Source organism: Pseudomonas sp. FYR_7 (assembly GCF_043106155.1).
In the GTDB taxonomy this organism is placed as follows: Bacteria; Pseudomonadota; Gammaproteobacteria; order Pseudomonadales; family Pseudomonadaceae; genus Aquipseudomonas; species Aquipseudomonas parafulva_B.
The window spans coordinates 17,651-36,427 of record NZ_JBICMI010000085.1 but is presented as its reverse complement, the minus strand read 5'-3'; the positions used below and the strand labels follow the sequence as shown (position 1 = coordinate 36,427).

Annotated in this window: 13 protein-coding genes; all 13 read right to left on the bottom strand. The window is 62.7% G+C overall.

Going from position 1 to position 18,777, the window contains the following annotated elements; translation table 11 throughout:
- Positions 1-67: 67 nt before the first annotated feature.
- Positions 68-3,004 (bottom strand): DUF748 domain-containing protein, encoded by a 2,937-nt coding sequence (locus ACF8R3_RS21765; RefSeq protein WP_197844608.1) that lies wholly within the window; start codon positions 3,002-3,004, stop codon positions 68-70.
- A gap of 78 nt (positions 3,005-3,082) precedes the next feature.
- Positions 3,083-3,952 carry an oxygenase MpaB family protein gene (locus ACF8R3_RS21760; RefSeq protein ID WP_196185686.1) on the bottom strand — a complete coding sequence of 290 codons (870 nt, stop codon included), beginning with the start codon at positions 3,950-3,952 and terminating at the stop codon, positions 3,083-3,085.
- A gap of 41 nt (positions 3,953-3,993) precedes the next feature.
- Positions 3,994-5,928 (bottom strand): acetate--CoA ligase, encoded by a 1,935-nt coding sequence (gene acs / locus ACF8R3_RS21755; RefSeq protein WP_392516125.1) that lies wholly within the window; start codon positions 5,926-5,928, stop codon positions 3,994-3,996.
- Between the two features lie 275 nt (positions 5,929-6,203).
- Positions 6,204-7,868: a glucose-6-phosphate isomerase gene (gene pgi / locus ACF8R3_RS21750; protein ID WP_392516124.1), complete on the bottom strand. Its 1,665-nt coding sequence runs from the start codon at positions 7,866-7,868 to the stop codon at positions 6,204-6,206.
- Between the two features lie 143 nt (positions 7,869-8,011).
- Positions 8,012-8,875 (bottom strand): pantoate--beta-alanine ligase, encoded by an 864-nt coding sequence (gene panC, locus ACF8R3_RS21745; protein WP_392516123.1) that lies wholly within the window; start codon positions 8,873-8,875, stop codon positions 8,012-8,014.
- Positions 8,872-9,672, bottom strand: coding sequence for a 3-methyl-2-oxobutanoate hydroxymethyltransferase (panB, locus tag ACF8R3_RS21740; RefSeq protein ID WP_058639188.1), 801 nt, complete (start codon positions 9,670-9,672; stop codon positions 8,872-8,874). Before panB ends, panC begins: the two co-directional genes overlap by 4 nt.
- A 250-nt stretch (positions 9,673-9,922) precedes the next feature.
- Complete coding sequence (folK, locus tag ACF8R3_RS21735) at positions 9,923-10,402, bottom strand: 2-amino-4-hydroxy-6-hydroxymethyldihydropteridine diphosphokinase (RefSeq protein WP_058604749.1); 480 nt, start codon at positions 10,400-10,402, stop codon at positions 9,923-9,925.
- Complete coding sequence (locus ACF8R3_RS21730; RefSeq protein ID WP_145253489.1) at positions 10,399-11,781, bottom strand: polynucleotide adenylyltransferase PcnB; 1,383 nt, start codon at positions 11,779-11,781, stop codon at positions 10,399-10,401. The genes folK and ACF8R3_RS21730 overlap by 4 nt, the downstream gene beginning before the upstream one ends.
- A gap of 752 nt (positions 11,782-12,533) precedes the next feature.
- The gene (locus ACF8R3_RS21725) at positions 12,534-13,973 is read right to left on the bottom strand and encodes a sigma-54 dependent transcriptional regulator (RefSeq protein ID WP_058639186.1); all 1,440 of its coding nucleotides are present in this window, start codon (positions 13,971-13,973) and stop codon (positions 12,534-12,536) included.
- A 4-nt stretch (positions 13,974-13,977) separates the two neighbouring features.
- Complete coding sequence (locus tag ACF8R3_RS21720; RefSeq protein WP_181405461.1) at positions 13,978-16,953, bottom strand: sensor histidine kinase; 2,976 nt, start codon at positions 16,951-16,953, stop codon at positions 13,978-13,980.
- Positions 16,937-17,113, bottom strand: coding sequence for a hypothetical protein (locus ACF8R3_RS21715; RefSeq protein WP_003250005.1), 177 nt, complete (start codon positions 17,111-17,113; stop codon positions 16,937-16,939). Before ACF8R3_RS21715 ends, ACF8R3_RS21720 begins: the two co-directional genes overlap by 17 nt.
- Positions 17,114-17,259: 146 nt before the next feature.
- Positions 17,260-18,147: a tRNA glutamyl-Q(34) synthetase GluQRS gene (gluQRS, locus tag ACF8R3_RS21710; protein ID WP_078477988.1), complete on the bottom strand. Its 888-nt coding sequence runs from the start codon at positions 18,145-18,147 to the stop codon at positions 17,260-17,262.
- A 63-nt stretch (positions 18,148-18,210) separates the two neighbouring features.
- The gene (gene dksA, locus ACF8R3_RS21705) at positions 18,211-18,657 is read right to left on the bottom strand and encodes an RNA polymerase-binding protein DksA (protein ID WP_023533176.1); all 447 of its coding nucleotides are present in this window, start codon (positions 18,655-18,657) and stop codon (positions 18,211-18,213) included.
- Positions 18,658-18,777: the final 120 nt, after the last annotated feature.

The window sequence follows — 18,777 nt, the reverse complement described above, 5'->3', positions numbered from 1 at the left end:
TGTGCCGGGGCTTTTCGTGTGCGGTCTAATTAGGCCGTGCAGGCTTCGCTAAGCCTGCCGTTGAAAGTCAGTCGGCATCAAGATGCATCGGCGTCACAACGCGGCCATCTCTCTCGGGCTGCCCCAGGTGGGTATCGATGAAGTACACCCTGTCGTCCTCGAGCTTGGCCTTGTCCACCAGATAATCCTTGATGCTGCTAGCGCGCTCCTGCCCCAGGGTGCGTAACAGGGCTGTGCTTTCGGCCCAGGATTTGAGCACGGCGTTACGAAGGTTGGCGGTGCGCGCGTCACGGTCAAGCTGCTCCCATTCGGCAGGGGGCTGCTGCTTGAGGCGACTGCGGTAAATGCCTTCGAGCATCGCCGGCTTGTCGGCCTCGTCGACCACCATCAGGGACGCATTGGCCGGGACCTTGTCGCCGCGCCGCTGCAGGATCTTGTACCAGGTGGCCTGGTATTCCCGTTCCAGGCGCTGCTGGGCAAGGATGGGGCCGTCACTTGCCTGGGCGCTGGTGCCTTCGATTTCCAGGCGCAGTTCCGGCCGCTTTCTCAGGCCCTCGGCGAGCTTGTCCAAGGACGCCTGAGCGTCGCCTGCCAGCTCGCTGGACCCAGGGGCGAAAGCGACGGTGCCCAAGTCTTCGGCGCCGCCTCCGGCAACCAGGCCACCGATGAGCTTGAACGGTGCCTGCGCGGCGCGCAGCACAAGGTTGCGCAAGGTTTGCCACACGATCGGCATTACGCTGAACTGCGGGTTGTTCAGATCGCCCGCCACGGGCAACTCGATTGAAATCTTGCCGTGCGTATCTTTGAGCAGTGCCACCGCAAGGCGAATCGGCAGATCGACCGCGTCCGGGCTGTCTACCTTCTCCCCCAGCTGCAACTGCTCAACGACTACTTTGTTCTCGGCTTTGAGTTGGCCCTTGGTGATCAGGTAATGCAGGTCCAGGTTCAGCCGGCCTTTGCGGATGCGGTAGCCGGCAAACTTGCCCGAGTAGGGCGTCAGGGTAGTCAGTTCGACGCGTTTGAACACGGCGGCGATGTCCAGGCTCGCGAGCGGGTCGAATGGGTTGAGGCCACCTTTGATGGTGACGGGCGCGTACCGGTCGACCTTGCCTTGCACATCCACTGGGGCAGGGAGGGGCTTGCGGTTATCGATGGTGCCGACCTGGCCGTTGAGCTGTTGCACGGCCGTGGCGAAATTGGGCGTGAGCGACAGGTCGGCGAAGTTGGCCGAACCGTCCTTGATCACGATCTGACCAATGCGGATACCGAGTGGCTTTTCCTCGGTGGCGCTTGCAGGCTGGGACTGAGCCTTGGCAGGCGCATCGGTTGGCTGTGGAATCAACAGGTCATTGATGTTGGTGGTACGGTCTTCATTGATGATGAAGCGTGCATAGGGCTGTTGCAGCGTCACCTTGTCGATCGACAGGGCATCGCCATGCACATACGTCAGGCCATCGAGGTTGACCTGCTGCCATTTGACGAAGTCCCGGCTCTTGATGGTGTCGAGGGTGTGCAACTGATTCACCTGGGCCTTGCCGCTCACCGTCAAGGCCAGCGGCGATGCGCTTTTCAGGTCCACCTTCAGGTCGCTGTCGAGCATGCCGCTGCGCAGCTCCAACAGAATGTAGGGGTTGATGTAGGCTTGCGCCAACCGCAAGTCGATGTCCCGGGTACCGACATCCAGCTTGGCCCACACCGGCGCCAGGTTGACCTGGCCCTGCCCTTGCAGGGTGCCTTGCTTGCCGATGCCGGTGTCGAACTTGACCGTGAAGGGCTTCTGGTTGAGGCTATCGAAGCCCTTCAAGTCAGCGTTCAAGGGGCCTACGTCCAGGCTGACCGGCTCTTTTTGCGTGCGGTCTGCCAGGTGCACGCGGTAGTTCCTGAGCTGGACATCGTTGAGCAGCACCTGCCAGGGCTTGCTCGGGGCCGCTGGCGTCTGCGGTGCAGCGGAGGCCCCTGCGGTGGGCGGCTCGGCCTTTTCTGCTGGCGTTGGCTTGCCAGGCTCGCCGGCAAACAGCACCTGCCAATCGAGCTGACCGTCCTTCTCCAGCGCCGCCCAGGTTTCGAGCTTTTCACTGCGCACTTTGCCGACTGTTACCTGTTGCTTGACCAGATCGACGGAGGCATCACTCAACTCCAGATTGGCGAGCCTTGCCAACGGGCGGCCGTCCGGGGCCTTGATGGCAAAGGGCGCCACCCGCACCGACGCTTTTTCCAAACGCAGTTCGGTCTTGTCTGCCAGGTTGAGCCGATAATGCGTGCTCAGGCTGAGCTTGCCGTCTTCCAGCACCAAGGGCACGGCATCGCGCACATAGGGCCAGAACAGCTTCATCTTGCTGTCGCTGACCTTGAGCGTGCCTTCGGACGCGATAGGCGCCAGGCTCAATGTACCCTGCCAGTCGATGCGTCCACCGTTGGGGCCGTTGGCCACCATGGTCATGTCGGCATTGTCGTTGGCAAGGGTGCTGAGGTTCTTCAGCTCCAGGCCAAGGTTGTCATAGAGAAACTCGATCGGCTCGCTGGGACGCAGGTCTTCGAAACGCACAAAGCCCTGCTCGAGCTTGATGCTGCCGATACGCAGCGGGAAAGGATCGCCTGGGGGTGTATCGGGCTCGCTTTTGCTGGTGGGCAGTTGGAAAAGGCGCGTGAGGTTGAGGGTGCCATCTTTGGCGAACAGCACTTCGGTGCGCGGTTTGACCAGCTCGAGGGCATCAAGGTGCAGCGCGCCGGTCCACAGGCTGTCCAGCGACAGGTTGGCGTACAGTTTTTCGAAACCGACCTGCTCTTTGCCGGGCTCGCCGATCTGCAGGCCCCACAAGGTCAATTCGAGACTGAAGGGGTTGAACTCGGCCCGTTGCAAGTGGGCCGGCACCGTGGCGTAGTGGGCAAGCTGCTGGTTGGCGATACGCAATGCCAGGCCCGGAAGAATGAGAAAGCCAAGCAGGCTGTACAGGGCGAGCAACGCCAGCAATGCGCCGATGGCGCGAGTCAGTCCTTTGTACATGAATCGCTTCGTCTGTCCGGGGCGGGATGCCTTGGAGTATGGCACGTTAAATCAGTTCCGCTGAGGGGCGCCTAGTGCTTATTCGATGCCCATGCGGCGCCTGGCCCTGTGCGCAGAGCCGTCGCGCATGGCCCAGCGCAATACCGGGGCGGTGCCATGCACGCCCAGGCGGATCAACCGTTTTTGCCAATGGCCCTGTTCGAGGCCAAGCTGCTGTTGTGCCCACTGGGGCAGTAGCTCGATACCGGCGTGCAGCATCAGCTTGCCCACGGGTTTTGCCAGCCGGCTGGGTGCCGGGGCGTTGAGCAGAATACCGATGACTTCCTGGCTGCGGGCATCGCAGCTCAGCTGTGGGCGCATCTCATGCAGGTAATGTGCGACCTCACGGCGCGAGCGGGGCACGTCCTGGGCGCCCAGACGCTCGGCGATCAGGGCGATTTCCTGGTAATAGGCGTCCTGGTCGGCCAGGGACAAGCGGGGGTTGCGGTAGCGCAGGTGAGCGGCCAGAAAGCTGCTGACCTCGGCCACATGCACCCAAGTCAGTAGGTGGGGGTCGCTGGCTGCGTACGGGCGGCCATCCGGCGCCGTGCCTTCGACGTGCAGGTGGATCCGACGCACTTTTTCGATCAACCAGTGCGCATCTTCGGTCGCGCCGAACGTGGTCCCTGAAATGAACTGGCTGGTGCGCCGCAGGCGTCCGATCAGGTCATGGCGAAAGTTGGAGTGGTCCCAGACCCCGGCGAGTGCCAGCGGGTGCAGCAACTGCAGCATCAGCGCGCTGATGCCGCCGACCAGCATGCTAGGGAAGTCACCGTGCACGCGCCAACTGATGCTGTTGGGCCCGAACAGGCCAGGGTCGCCTTTGGGCGACTCCAGGTCGAGCTGGCCCAACGCCAGGCCGGTGAGGCTCATGGCTTGTTTTTCGATACGACGGCGAAGCGCTTCCATGGTGACCTGCAGGGCTGGGCAGCCTGGGAAGCGGCTGCCGGTTATCGGTTCAGGCGAGTGTCGATCAACCCTTGGACGACGCCCGGGTCGGCCAAGGTGGAGGTATCGCCCAGGCTGTCGAGCTCGTTGCAGGCGATCTTGCGCAGTATACGCCGCATGATCTTGCCCGACCGTGTCTTGGGCAAAGCCGGCGCCCATTGCAGTAACTCGGGCTTGGCGAAGCTGCCTATCTCCTTGCTGACCAGCGCCAACAGCTGGGCCTTGAGATCCTCATCGGGGCGGACACCGTTCATGGTGGTCACGAAGGCGTATACGCCCTGGCCCTTGAGATCGTGGGGGTAGCCCACCACGGCTGCTTCGGCCACGCTGTCGTGAAGTACCAGGGCGCTTTCGACCTCCGCCGTGCCGATGCGATGCCCGGACACGTTGATCACATCGTCCACGCGCCCAGTGATCCAGTAATGCCCGTCGGCATCGCGCCTGGCGCCGTCCCCGGTGAAGTAGTAGCCGGGCATGGGTTTGAAGTAGGTGTCGACCATGCGTTGGTGATCGCCATGGACAGTGCGAATCTGCCCAGGCCAGCTGGCCTTGATCGCCAGCAGCCCAGCCCCTGGTCCCTCGATGACCTGGCCTTTGTCATCAAGCAGCACCGGCTGCACGCCGAACATGGGTTGGGTGGCACAGCCAGGCTTGAGGGTCTGGGTGCCGGGCAGTGGCGTGAGCATGATGCCGCCGGTCTCGGTCTGCCACCAGGTATCGACGATGGGGCAGCGGCGCTGTCCGACCTCATTGAAATACCAGTGCCAGGCTTCCGGGTTGATCGGTTCACCCACGCTGCCCAGCAAGCGCAGGCTTGCACGGGAGGTACTTTGCAGGGGCGCATCCCCTTCGCGCATCAGCGCGCGCAGGGCGGTGGGTGCGGTGTAGAAGATGTTGACCTGGTGCTTGTCCACGACTTGCCAGAACCGCGAGCTGTCGGGGTAGTTGGGCACGCCTTCGAACATCAGCGAGATGGCGCCATTGGCCAAGGGGCCATACACGATGTAGCTGTGGCCGGTGACCCAGCCGACGTCGGCGGTGCACCAGAAGACTTCCCCCTCCCGATAGTCGAACACCACATCGAATGTCATGGCCGCTTGCAGCAAGTACCCCGCCGTGGTGTGCAGCACGCCTTTGGGTTTGCCGGTGCTACCGGAGGTGTAGAGGATGAACAGAGGCGCCTCTGCCTCCATCGGTTCGGGTGGGCAGGCTTCATCGGCCTGCTCGATGGCGTGCTGGTACCAAAGGTCGCGACTATCGTCCCAGGCGACATCACCCCCGGTTCGCCGCACTACCACGACGGTACTGACGGCCGGGCAACTGGCCAACGCCTTGTCGACATTCTGCTTGAGGGCGATTCGCTTACCGCCGCGTACGCCTTCATCAGCGGTGATGACGGTGCGGCAGTCGGCGTCCAGGATACGGTCACGCAGCGCGTCCGGGGAAAAACCACCGAACACCACGGAGTGAACAGCGCCTATGCGCGCGCAAGCGAGCATGGCGAAGGCGGCTTCGGGGATCATCGGCATGTAGATGCACACCCGGTCACCTTTGGCCACGCCTCGCGACTTCAATACATTGGCCAGGCGACACACCTGGCGGTGCAGTTCACGGTAGCTGATGGCCTGGGTGTCGCTGGGGTCGTCGCCTTCCCATAGCAGGGCGGTCTGCTCGGCCCGTGTGGCCAAGTGGCGATCGATGCAGTTGTAGCTGACGTTCAGTTGGCCCCCGTCGAACCAGCGGGCCTGGCCGGTGCGCAGGTCCGATTGTTGAACCTGTGACCAAGGCCTCATCCAGGTCAGGCGCTGCGCTTGAGCGGCCCAGAAGGTGTCCGGGTCTTCGACCGACTGGCGGTACAGGCGGTGGTAGTCGTCCTGGGAGAGGGCTGCCGCCTGGCTGACGGCGAGGGCGTGCGGGTATTTTCGAATATCGAACATGGCGGTGGTCCTGCTCTTGTGAGGGGCGAGGGACGGCAACGGCTAATGGGTAGGACAGTTTTGCGGGGAGGGGTGTTCCACCGGTCGGCGATTGGGCGGGTACGGTCGATAGGGGCTATGAAGCCGTCGACTGGCTTGCTGTAGGGGCTTGGCCCACGTGCGATGGGCGCTGCGAAGCAGCCCCGGCAATTGCCCAGGGGGCGAATTGCAGAAGCTGCGGCGCATCTCTTGATGCCTTGCCTGGCGAGCACAAGCCCTGCCAGGTAGAGGTCTGATCAGCCGCGATGGCGGCCGCGGAAGTAATTGATCAGGCCTTGAGTAGAGCCGTCCTCGGCCACCTCTTCCTGGCTGCCTACAAGACGCTGGTACACGCCCTTGCCCAGTTCCTTGCCCAGTTCCACGCCCCATTGGTCGAAGGCATTGATACCCCAGACCACGCTCTGCACGAACACCTTGTGCTCATACATGGCCACAAGGGCACCCAGCCGGCGTGGGCTGATACGCTCGACCACCAAGGTGTTGCTCGGGCGATTGCCCGGGATGACCTTGTGCGGGGCAAGCTTCTGCACCTCGGCTTCGCTCATGCCCTTGGTACGCAGTTCGGTCTCGGCTTCTTCTCGCGTCTTGCCCAGCATCAGCGCCTGGCTCTGGGACAGGCAGTTGGCGTACAGCCATTGGTGATGGTCGGCTACCGGGTTGAAGCTGACGACCGGAACGATGAAGTCGGCCGGGATCAGCTGCGTGCCCTGGTGCAGCAACTGGTGATAGGCATGCTGGCCGTTGCAGCCCACACCGCCCCAGATCACAGGGCCGGTCTCGGTTTTCACCGGGGTGCCGTCCTGCAGCACGCTCTTGCCGTTGGATTCCATGTCCAGCTGTTGCAGGTGCTTGGTGATGTTGCGCAGGTAGTGGTCGTACGGCAGGATCGCATGGCTGCTGGCACCCCAGAAATTGCCGTACCACACACCCAGCAGCGCCAGCAGCACGGGCATGTTCTTCTCGAACGGCGCGCTCTGGAAATGCTGGTCCATGGTGTAGGCACCGGAGAGCAGTTCCTTGAAGTTGGCGGTACCGATGGCCAGCGCAATCGGCAGGCCGATGGCGGACCACAGCGAATAGCGCCCACCGACCCAGTCCCACATCGGGAAGATGTTCTCTTCGCGGATGCCAAACGCCACGGCGGCGGCCTTGTTGCTGGAAACGGCGATGAAGTGGCGGTACAGCTCGGCTTCCGAGCCGCCCTGGGCCAGGTACCAGGTACGCGCGGCCATTGCGTTCTTCAGGGTCTCGAGGGTGTTGAACGACTTGGACGAGACGATGAACAGGGTGGTTTCGGCGCGCAGGCTGGCCGACAGTTCGTGGAACTCGCTACCGTCGATGTTCGCCAGGTAATGGCAGCGTACACCGCGCTGGGCGTAAGGCATCAATGCTTCGGATACCAGTTCCGGGCCCAGGAACGAGCCACCGATACCAATGTTGACCACGTCGGTGATGGGCTTTTCGCTGTAGCCACGCCACAGGCCATCATGAATGCGGCCGACCAGCTCGGTGATCTGGTTGAGCACTTTGTGCACTTCGGGCATGACGTTCACGCCGTTGACGCTGAGCTTGTCACCCACCGGGCGGCGCAGGGCAGTGTGTAGCACCGGCCGGCCTTCGGAGGCGTTGATGATCTCGCCGTTGAACATCGAGGTGATGGCGTCCTTGAGGCCCACTTCGTCGGCCAGGTTCACCAGCAGGTCACGTGTCTGTTCGGTGATCAGGTTCTTGGAATAATCCAGGAACAAGCCACAGGAGCTCAGGGAGAATTGTTCGAAGCGCTGAGGATCGGCGGCGAAAGCTTCTCGCATGCTGAAGCCTTGCATGGCATCGCGGTGCTGCTTGAGCGCCTGCCAGGCGGGTAGAGCCGTGACATCGTGGGGGGTACGGTAATACGCCATTGCGCGGGGGTCCCTTGGTCCGTGGTGATGCGTTGGACACGGCAGTCATTGCCGGGTTCAGGCTGGCATCATTATAGGCAAAGGCCCGGCGCTGGGAATGGGGGGCGCAAAAGTAGATGGGGTGCCTAGGCACCCCAGGCCGTTCAGGCCGTCTTGTCCTGCACCTGCACGTACAGGTTATCGATCAGGCGGGTGTTGCCCAGGTAAGCCGCCGCGATGACCACCAGGTCTCGGTCATCGACCATGGCCGGGCGCAGGGTCAGGGCATGTCGAACTTCAAGGTAATCGGGGCGCAGACCGGCTGCGCTCAATTGGGCCTGGCCGTCGGCCACCAGCGCGGCGAAGTCCTTTTGGCCACGGGCGATGGCAGCTGCCATCGTCTGGAGCACGCGATACAGCACAGGCGCCGTTGCCCGCTGCTCGACGGTGAGGTAGCCGTTGCGCGATGACAGTGCCAAGCCGTCTGCGGCGCGCACTGTAGGCAGCCCCATCACCTGGATGGGCATGTTCAGGTCGCGCACCATGGCGCGAATGACTGCCAGCTGCTGATAGTCCTTTTCGCCGAAGACCGCGAGATCAGGCTGCACCATGTTGAACAGCTTGCTGACCACGGTAGCCACGCCTTCGAAGTGCCCTGGCCGACTGGCGCCGCACAACCCTTCAGACAGGTTGGGCACGCTGACCCGCGTCTGCACGCTCATCCCGTCCGGATACATTTCGTCCACGGCAGGGGCAAACAGCAGGTTGCAGCCCGATTCGACCAGCAGTTGCTGGTCGGCTGCCAACGTGCGGGGGTATTTGTCCAGGTCTTCATTGGCCCCGAACTGCAGCGGGTTGACGAAGATGCTGGCAACCACGAAGTCGGCGCATTGCGCAGCCTTTACCACCAGGGCCGCATGGCCGCTGTGCAGGTTGCCCATGGTGGGCACGAAGCCGATGCGCTTGCCTTCGCTGCGGGCGCGGGCTACGGCGGCGCGCAGCTCCCGCACGGTCTTGACTGTATTCATGCGCTGAACCCGTGTTCACTGGCGGGGAACGTGACTTGCTTGACGGCCTGGACATAAGCGGCGAGGGCGCTGGCGATGTCAGGCTGGCCGTCCATGAAGTTTTTCACGAACTTGGGTACCCGGCCGCTGAGGGACAGGCCGAGCATGTCATGCAGCACCAGTACCTGGCCATCGGTGGCGCTGCCGGCACCGATGCCGATGACCGGGATGCGCACGGCCTGGGTGATCGCTGCGGCCAGCTCGCTGGGCACGCATTCGAGCAGCAGCATGGCAGCGCCTGCGGCTTCAAGCGCGATGGCATCGGCCTGCATCTGCCGGGCTTGTGCCTCCAGACGACCTTGTACCTTATAGCCGCCGAGCACATTTACGGTCTGAGGCGTCAGGCCCAGGTGGGCGCACACAGGCACGCCACGCTCGGCCAGCAGCCGGATGGTCTCGGCCAACCAGGCTGCACCTTCGATCTTGACCATGTGGGCACCTGCCTGCATCAGCGCCGCGCTGTTGGCGAAGGCCGATTCGGGCGTGGCGTGGGCCATGAACGGCAGGTCGGCGAGAATCAACGCGCCGTGATTGCCGCGCTTGACCGAGGCGGTGTGGTAGGCCATGTCTGCCGTGGTGACTGGCAAGGTGCTGTCATGGCCTTGCAAGACCATGCCCAAGGAGTCGCCCACCAGCAGGACGTCGACGCCGGCCTGGCTGGCTGCCTTGGCGAACGTCGCGTCATAGCAGGTCAGCATGGCGATTTTTTCACCCTTGGCCTTCAGGCCATTGAGGGTGGAAAGGGTTACTTCAGGCATGTAGAGAGTTCCTCATTCTGGCGCCAGGGGAAACGACTGCATGCAACCTGAGTAGTCATCTTCCGCAGCGGCACATCATCGCGCGTGATGTTCTGGCACAGGTCCGTCCGGGCCTCGATAGGGGGGCGCAACACAGGGGTGCCACGCGGGTCGCCTATAGTCGTGAGCGAAATGAGGGAAGTCAATCACCCTGTTACCGCATTGTTACGATGAGGGTGTTACTGGCGTTACTGCCCTAATGAACGGCCGGTTACAGGCGTTCGAGGCCAATGTATGGGCAGGCGGCGAGCAGTTGGGACAATTGGCGGCCATCGGCAAGCCGGAAGTCTGCAGGGACCAGTTCGGCCAGCGGGTAGAGCACGAAGGGCCTGGCATGCATGTGATAGTGCGGTACCTGCAGGCGCGGCAGGTCTAGCACCTGGTCGCCGTACAGCAGAATGTCCAGGTCGAGGGTGCGCGGCCCCCAGCGTTCCTTGCGCACCCGGCCCTGGTCGTTTTCGATGGCCTGCAAGGCATCGAGCAGGTCAAGGGGCGCCAAGGCGCTGTCGAGCGCGGCGACGGCATTGGTGTAGCGGGGCTGGCCCGGCAGTAGCGAATCACTGGTGTACAGCGCCGAAGCGGCCACCAGACGCGTCGCCTGGACCTGATCGAGTGCGTCCAGCGCGCTGCGCAACTGCTCGGCCGGGGCATCCAGATTGCTGCCCAGGCCGACGTACACGCGGATGCTCACTCGAAGGCCTCTTCACCACCGCGCTTGCGCTTGCTGTTGCTGCGCTTGCGCTTGCGGGACGCACCGCCTTCATCACGGCTGCCCAGGTCGCGGATCATGTCGCGGCGCTCGCTGTCATTGGCTTCCTGATACTCGGTCCACCACTGGCCAAGGTCATCGGTTTCTTCGCCAGCGCTTTCGCGCAGCAGCAGGAAATCGTAACCGGCACGGAAGCGCGGGTTGTCCAGCAGCATGTCGGCGCGTTTACCGCTGCGGCGCGGCAGGCGTTCCTGCATGTCCCAGATCTCGCGGATCGGCAGGGTGAAGCGCTTGGGAATGGCAATGCGTGCGCACTGCTCGGCGATCAGGTCATGGGCTGCACCGTTCATGGCCGGAATCGGCGGCACCCCTTGGTTCTGCAGGTGCAGAACGCGCGCTGGCAGGGCAGGCCACAGCAGGGCTGCGAACATGAAGGCAGGCGTTACCGGCTTGCCTTGCTTGACGCGCAGGTCCGTATTGCTCAACGCCTGGCTGATCAGCGTGTGGGTATAGGTGGGGCGGTCCTCCAGCGCCTGGGCACTGGCGGGGAACAGGGGTTCGAACAGCTGCAGGTCGACCAGCATTTCGAACGCCATGGCGCCCTGGCCCGAAAGGAACAGCTTCAGGCTCTCTTCGAACAGCCGCGCCGGCGGTATTTCACGCAGCAACGGCGCCAGTTCGCGAATCGGCTGGACGGTGTGCTTTTCGATACCGAAGTCGAGCTTGGCTGCGAAACGCACCGCACGCAGCATGCGCACGGGGTCTTCCTGATAGCGATGGGTAGGATCGCCGATCAGGCGCAACAGGCGATTGCGCACATCGTGCACGCCGTTGGCGTAATCGAGAATGCGCTCGCTCACCGGATCGTAGTACAGCGCGTTGATGGTGAAGTCGCGGCGCTGCGCGTCTTCTTCCAAGGTGCCATACACGTTATCGCGCAGGATTCGCCCGCTGGCATTATGGGACGAGCGGTGGCTGTCGCCCTGATCGTCCTCGGAGTGAGGGGCGCGGAAGGTGGCGACTTCAATGATTTCACGGCCGAAATGCACGTGAACCAGCTTGAAGCGGCGGCCGATGATACGCGCGTTACGGAACTCGGCACGCACCTGTTCGGGGGTGGCGCTGGTGGCCACGTCGAAGTCTTTCGGCGTGATGCCCAGCATTAGGTCGCGGACACAGCCACCGACCAGATAGGCCTGGTAACCGGCGCTCTGCAGGCGCTCGACAATGTTCACCGCATGGCGGCTGAACTGGTGGCGCTGCAGCGAATGCTGGCTTTTGTTGATCACCTCGGGCGTGGTGCGCCGGTGGTGCTGGCCCGGTACGGGCGGGCGGAACGACTGGAACAGCTTCTTCAGCATGGGATGCACTGTTTGAAGGAATGTTCGGCCAAGAATATGAGAATGGCCGCATGATGGGCGGGGATTCTAGCATTTACTCGCGGGATGGTGTAGGCGGTCGCAGAATGCCTGCCCAAAGGCAGAAACGACAAGGGGAGCCTAAGCTCCCCAAGAAGTCGTTGCGTGTGCTCTTATTATTTTTTTTGCGGGCTTCTTGTTTTTGTTGAGTGCCCTGCCACTAAGCGTGAAGCTTGTGGACGACCCCCAAGCCAGGGGTAAAGAGCAAACGGATTGCTTTGGCCGCTGATGTCACGTTGATCGTAGATCCATCCAGTTCAGGTGCTGCTTTATAGTGCAGTTTTTGTTGTTCTCTGCCTGGGTGTGGGGCAAGCCCCAAACATGCATCCTCTCCAAAAGAATCAGTTAGCTGCGCCTCCGCCGTCTTGTTCTTATTGTGCGTGAGTCGTTTCGTCTTGTTCTTATTGTGGGTTGCAGTGCTTGTTATTGTTTTTGTACTAAGCATATAGCAGAAGGCGTGCCAACTTTGGCTGGCCCAGCAAATCCGGGGGTTTGGCTATTTTTCCAGGGAAGCATGCCAAGTGCGCGGCGTGTTTTTCGTTACCGTTTACCTCGGCAACTGTTACGCACCTGCAGGCAGGTAACAGATTTTTGCGGCGGGGGGATGCGGGGGGAATCAGTCTGAGGTCCCGTTACGGGGAAGAACCTTGCAGGGTGACCGAAGACGGGCAGGAGACGCCTCTTGCCCGGTCGAATCAGTTCTCGCTGGTGGCGTTGCTTTTGCGGCGTGGAATGCCTAGGCGCTGCCTGCGCTCCCAAAGGCACTTGCGACTGACGCCCAGCTTGCGTGCCAGCTCGGTCTCGGTCATGTGGTCCTGGTGCTCGAGCACGAAATGCTGGAAGTAGTCCTCCAGCGACAAATCTTCGGTCGGCTCATGACTGGCCGTGGCGGCACTGGCTCCGGTCAGCGCACTGTCGAGCAGCTCGTCCTCGTCCAGATCGCTGAGCTCGATGTCGATGCCCAACAGCTCCGCCGAAATTTCCGGGCTTTCGCTCAGGATGACTGCGCGTTCCACGGCATTTTCCAGTTCTCGCACGTTGCCGGGCCAGCTGTAATGACGAATGGCCTGCTCTGCTTCGGGTGAGAAGTGCAGGTCGTCACGCCCGATCCGCGCGCACTGGCGGGCCAGGAAGGCACTGGCGATTTCGTTCACATCGCTGCCGCGCTCGCGCAGGGCAGGTAGCTTCAGCGCGATCACATGCAAGCGGTAGTACAAGTCTTCACGGAACTGACCGGCCTTGGCCAGGTTTTTCAGGTCCCGGTGAGTGGCCGCGATCAGGCGCACGTCGACCTTTTGCGACTGCACCGAGCCCACCCGCCGAATCTCGCCTTCCTGAAGCACGCGCAACAGGCGCGCCTGGGCTTCGAGCGGGAGTTCGCCGATCTCGTCAAGGAACAGGGTGCCGCCGTCAGCGGCCTCCACCAGCCCAGCCCGACCTGCGCTGGCACCGGTAAAGGCGCCCTTTTCATGACCGAACAGCTCGGACTCGATGAGCGTCTCGGGAATCGCTGCGCAGTTGACCGAGATCATCGGTGCCTTGGCCCGTCGCGACAGGTTATGCAGCGCACGGGCGACCAGTTCCTTGCCGGTACCTGACTCACCTTGGATCAGCACATTGGAGTCGGTAGGGGCGACCTTGCGGATCTTGCTGAACATGTCCTGCATGGGGGCGCAGGAACCGATGATGCCGATATCCCCATTGGTCGCCGGTGCGTTGCCTTTGTCCCCCGGGGCAGCCTTGGCGGAGGCCAGGCGTGGCTCAGGGGCTGCAGGGGGCGCGCTTGGCCGATCACGCAGGATGCGCGCAACGGCCTGGAGCATTTCATCATGATCGAACGGTTTGGCGATGTAGTCGACCGCACCCATTTTCATCGAGTCCACGGCCGAGCGCAGGCTTGCGTAGCTGGTCATGATCAGCACCGGCCTGCCCTCGCCGAGCTTGATCAGCTCGGTACCGGGGGCACCGGGCAGGCGCAGGTCGCTGACGATCAGGTCGAAGGTCGCAATGCTGAAGCGTTCCTGTGCTTCCTGCACCGAGCCGGCTTCGCTGACCTGGTACTGGTTCCGTTCGAGCAGGCGTCGCAGGGCCGAGCGGATGATGGTTTCGTCTTCGACGATCAGAATATGCGGCATTGATTCAATTCTCTCGACGGTCTCGATTTTCAGGGGACGTCGCTACGACATGCCGGGGCAGGGTCACGCGGATCCGGGTGCCACGTTGCCGTTCGATATCGGCCGGGCTGTCGATGGTGATTTGTCCATAATGCTCCTCCACGATGGAATAGACCAGCGCAAGGCCCAGCCCGGTTCCCTCGCCAGGGTCCTTGGTGGTGAAGAAGGGTTCGAACAGGCGATCCATGATATTCTTCGGAATGCCGCTGCCCTCGTCCTCCACGATCAGGTCGACCGTGTGCTCGCAGCCCACGGTGCGCACGCGAATCGCGCTGCCGGGTGGAGACGCGTCCCGCGCGTTGGACAGCAGATTGATCAGCACCTGGGCCAGGCGTTGCGGGTCACCCTCTGCCCAGTGGTCGGGGTCGCACAGGTTGAAGAACTGCACGTCGAAGTTGCGCCGATTCAAGGCCAGCAGGCCAATGGCATCCTGGGCCACTTCTGCCAGGCACACGGGCTCTTCGCTGTTCTGATGGCTGCCGCCTGCGTGGGCGAAGCTCATCAGCGATTGCACGATGCGCGACACCCGCTTGGTCTGTTCGAGGATCTGGCTGGACAGCTCGATGATTTCCCCATCGCCTTCGCGCTCCTCGCGCAGGTTCTGCGCAAGGCAGGCGATGCCGGTGATCGGGTTGCCGATCTCGTGGGCCACACCCGCCGCCAGGCGGCCGATGCTCGCCAGGCGTTCGGAGTGCACCAGCTTCTCTTCCAGGGCCTGGGTTTCGGTCAGGTCTTCCACCAGCAGCACCAGGCCACTGTTGCCTGGGGCCAGCGGTTCGTCGATGGCGGCCTTGTGCAGGTTCAGCCAGCGCGGCTGGCCGTCCAGGGCCAGGCGCTGTTTGTGCAAGTGTTCATCCGGCACATTGATGAAGCCTTGCAGCAGGCCACGCCAGGGTTCGGCAATGGTGATCAGGCGCGAACCGACCACGTGCTTGGCAGCAATGCCGGTCAGCTCTTCCATGGCCTTGTTCCACATGAGGATTTCCTGGTCCTTGGCCAGGGAGCATACCCCCATCGGCAGCTCCTGAAGCGTCTGGCGGTGATAGCGGCGCAACGCGTCGAGTTCGGCAGCCAGGCCGGTCAGGCGCGAGTGGTAGTCCTCCAGCCGGCTTTCGATGAAATGGATGTCTTCAGTCACATAGTTTTCATTGCCCGACTTGTAGGGCAGGAAGGTCTCCACCATGTCCTGGGCCACGCTTGGGCCCATCAGGCCGGAAAGGTTGGCCTCGATGCGGTCGCGCAGCCGACGCAGGGCGTAAGGGCGCCGCTCGTCGAAGGGCAGATACAGATCGCGCAGGGCTTGCTCCACTTCCTTCTGTGCGGCCTTGGCGCCCAGTGGCTTGGCCAGTTGGGTGGCGAACTCCTGCGGCGAGGCCGCATGCAGTTCGCGGCGCTGGGGACGGCGGACGTTGTCGACGGCGCAGGCTTCGGCGGCGGCCACCTCCTCGTTGCTGGCATTGGTGAACAGGGAAATCAAGGTGAACAGCAGCACGTTGGCGGCCAGCGATGCAATGGCTGCCATGTGCCAGCTGGTGTCGTCCAGTACGTAGATCATGTCCAGCGAGGGGATGTAGAAACCCTGCAGGTTACCCAGTAGTGGCAGCAGCATGGTGCCCATCCACACCAGGGTGCCTGCCACCAGGCCGGCAATGAACCCCCGCCGATTCGCCGTGGGCCAGTACAGCACCGACAGGACCCCTGGCAGGAACTGCAAGGTGGCCACGAACGCGACGATGCCCAGGTTGGCCAGGCTCTGGTGGCTGCTCTGGGTGAGGTAGAACATGAAACCGGCGGTGATGATGGCCACGATCAAGGCCCGGCGCGTCCACTTCAGCCAGCGGTAGATGTTGCCCTCTGCAGGCGGCTGGTACAGGGGCAGGACCAGGTGATTGAGCGCCATGCCCGAGAGGGCGAGGGTGGTCACGATGATCAGCCCGCTGGCTGCCGAAAGCCCCCCGACATAGGCCAGCAGGGCCAATGCCTGGTTGTTGGCCGCGATGCCCAGCCCCAGGGTGAAGTATTCCGGGTTGGTACTGGCGCCCAGGCGCAAGCCGGCCCATAGCACCAGGGGCACGGCCAGGCTCATCAGCAGCAGAAACAGCGGCAGCCCCCAGCTGGCGCTGACCAGCGAACGCGGGTTGAGGTTTTCGGTGAACGCCATGTGGTACATGTGCGGCATGACGATCGCCGAGGCGAAGAACACCAGCAGCAAGGTGCGCCACGGGCCCTCCTGCAAAGGCGTGTGCAGGGCCGCCAGCGCCGTCTGGTTCTGCAGCAGCCAGACCTCCAGGCCATGGGGTCCGCCGAAGACACCATACAGCGCATAAAGGCCGATGCCACCCAGGGAGATGAGCTTGATCACCGACTCGAAGGCGATGGCGAAGACCAGCCCCTCGTGCTTCTCACGGGTGGCGATGTGCCTTGAGCCGAAGAAAATGGTGAACAGGATGATAAGGGCACAGAAAGCGAACGCTACCCGGGCCTTGACCGGCTCCCCGGTGAGGATGCTGATGGAATCGGCCACGGCCTGGATCTGCAGAGCAAGCAGCGGCAATACCCCAATCAGCATGATCACCGTGGTCAGCGCCCCGGCCCAGGTGCTGCGAAAGCGGAAGGCCAGTAGGTCGGCCAGGGACGATAACTGGTAGGTACGGGTGATTTTAAGGATCGGATACAGCAACACGGGCGCCAACAGGAATGCCCCTGAAACCCCCAGGTAACAGGCCAGGAAGCCATAGCCGTACTGGTAGGCCAGCCCCACCGATCCGTAGAACGCCCAGGCGCTGGCATAGACCCCCAGCGACAAGGTGTAGGTCAGGGGGTGGCGGATGATCGAGCGCGGTATCAAGCCGCGTTCGCTGACCCAGGCCACGCCGAACAGCACCAGCAGGTAGCCGGCACTGATCAGGATCATCTGGGTCAGGCTAAAGCTCATCGGCATCTCGTTGGCTCTGCAGGATGAAAGTGACGACGATCAGGATGAGCCAGAGCAGGTACGGGCGGTACCAGGCTCCGGTGGGCTCGATCCACCAGTCCATGATGGCCGGGGAGAACAGGTAGATCCCCACGACCAGAAGCAGGACCAAACGATAGATGTACATGCGGGCCTCGACGGTTGGGCGCTGCGGGTGTGGATCTATTATTGGCGCATATGGCGTGGCGGATGCTAGCGGGAATCGGCAGCGTTGGCCAAGGGTTTGAATTTCATGGCCTTTTGATTCAGGCGGGCGGGTTATTGAAACCCGGCCTAGTGCAAGTCGGCCTCAGGGACCGTGGTGCGCTGGGCAATGCGTTCGGGCCGCCACTGGGCACGTGCCACGGCCAGTACTTGGGCTGGGGTGGCGCTTGCGAGCTGCGCGGGCGTGTCCTGGCCCAGTGCCCTGAGCGCCCGCAGCAGCAGCGGGGTAGCCTGGTCGGCCTGCAGGGGCGGCGAGCGGTAGGACTTGCCCAGCTTGTGGCCATCAGGCTGGACGATCAGCGGCACATGCAGATAGCGCGGCTGCGTGAAACCCAGCAGCTCCTGCAGGTACAACTGACGGGGGGTGTTGTCGAGCAGGTCGGCACCGCGCACGATGTCGGTGATGCCCTGCCAGGCGTCATCGAGCACCACTGCCAACTGATAGGCATAAAGCCCGTCACGGCGCTGGATGACGAAGTCGCCCACTTCCCGGCCCAGGTGCTGCTGGTACTCACCTTGCACCCGGTCGGTGAAACGGTAGGTCAGCTCCGGCACCCGGATACGAATGGCCGCACCTTCGCGGGCGTGCCCGGCATTGCGACAAAAACCGGGGTAGATACCGCCGTATGCTTCCAGCTGCTTGCGCGAACAGGTGCAGGCGTAGGCCAGGCCCATGTTGAACAGGCGGTCGACCACGCTGGCATAGGCATCAAAGCGCTGGCTCTGAAAGGCCACTTCGCCATCCCATTCCAGACCGTAGCGTTCCAGGGTTTGCAAGATGGCATCGCGCGCGCCGGGCATTTCCCGTGGCGGGTCGGTGTCCTCCATGCGCAGCTGCCAACGCCCGTCCACGGCTCGGGCGTCCAGCCAGGAAGCCAGGGCGGCTACCAGGGAGCCGAAGTGCAGGAAACCGCTGGGGGTGGGGGCGAAGCGGCCGGTGTAACGGGACTGGGTCATGGTCGGGCAGGGTACATAAATGAAGCGGGGCGCATGATGCGCCCCGGCTGGAGAAGAAGACGATCAGCCTTTGCCGACGGTCTTTTCTTTCTTCTCGGCAATTTCCTTGCAGTCGAAGCACAGGTCAGCGGTCGGACGGGCTTCCAGACGGCGCAGGCCGATCTCGATACCGCAGGAATCGCACCAGCCGTATTCTTCGTCCTGAATCTTCTGCAGGGTCTTGTCGATTTTCTTGATCAGCTTGCGCTCGCGGTCGCGGTTACGCAGCTCGAGGGCGAATTCTTCTTCCTGGCTGGCACGGTCGGCCGGGTCGGGGAAGTTCGCCGCTTCGTCCTTCATGTGGTCCACGGTGCGGTCCACGCTCTGCATGAGCTCGCCTTTCCAGGCATTGAGAAGCTTGGTGAAGTGCTTCTTCATGGGCTCACCCATGTATTCTTCGCCCTTGGTCTCTTGATAGGGCTCGACACCGTACATGGTTTGACCGGTTTTTTGCTTTTCTACGGTGGACATGAATAGACCGCCTCTCACTCATCTGATCCTATGCGCAGGATGCTCCATCTCCGGCGACCGCCGGCCCTGCGACTGCGAGCCGCCGAACTTACCAGATAGATCGGGGGTGCGCTAGCCCGC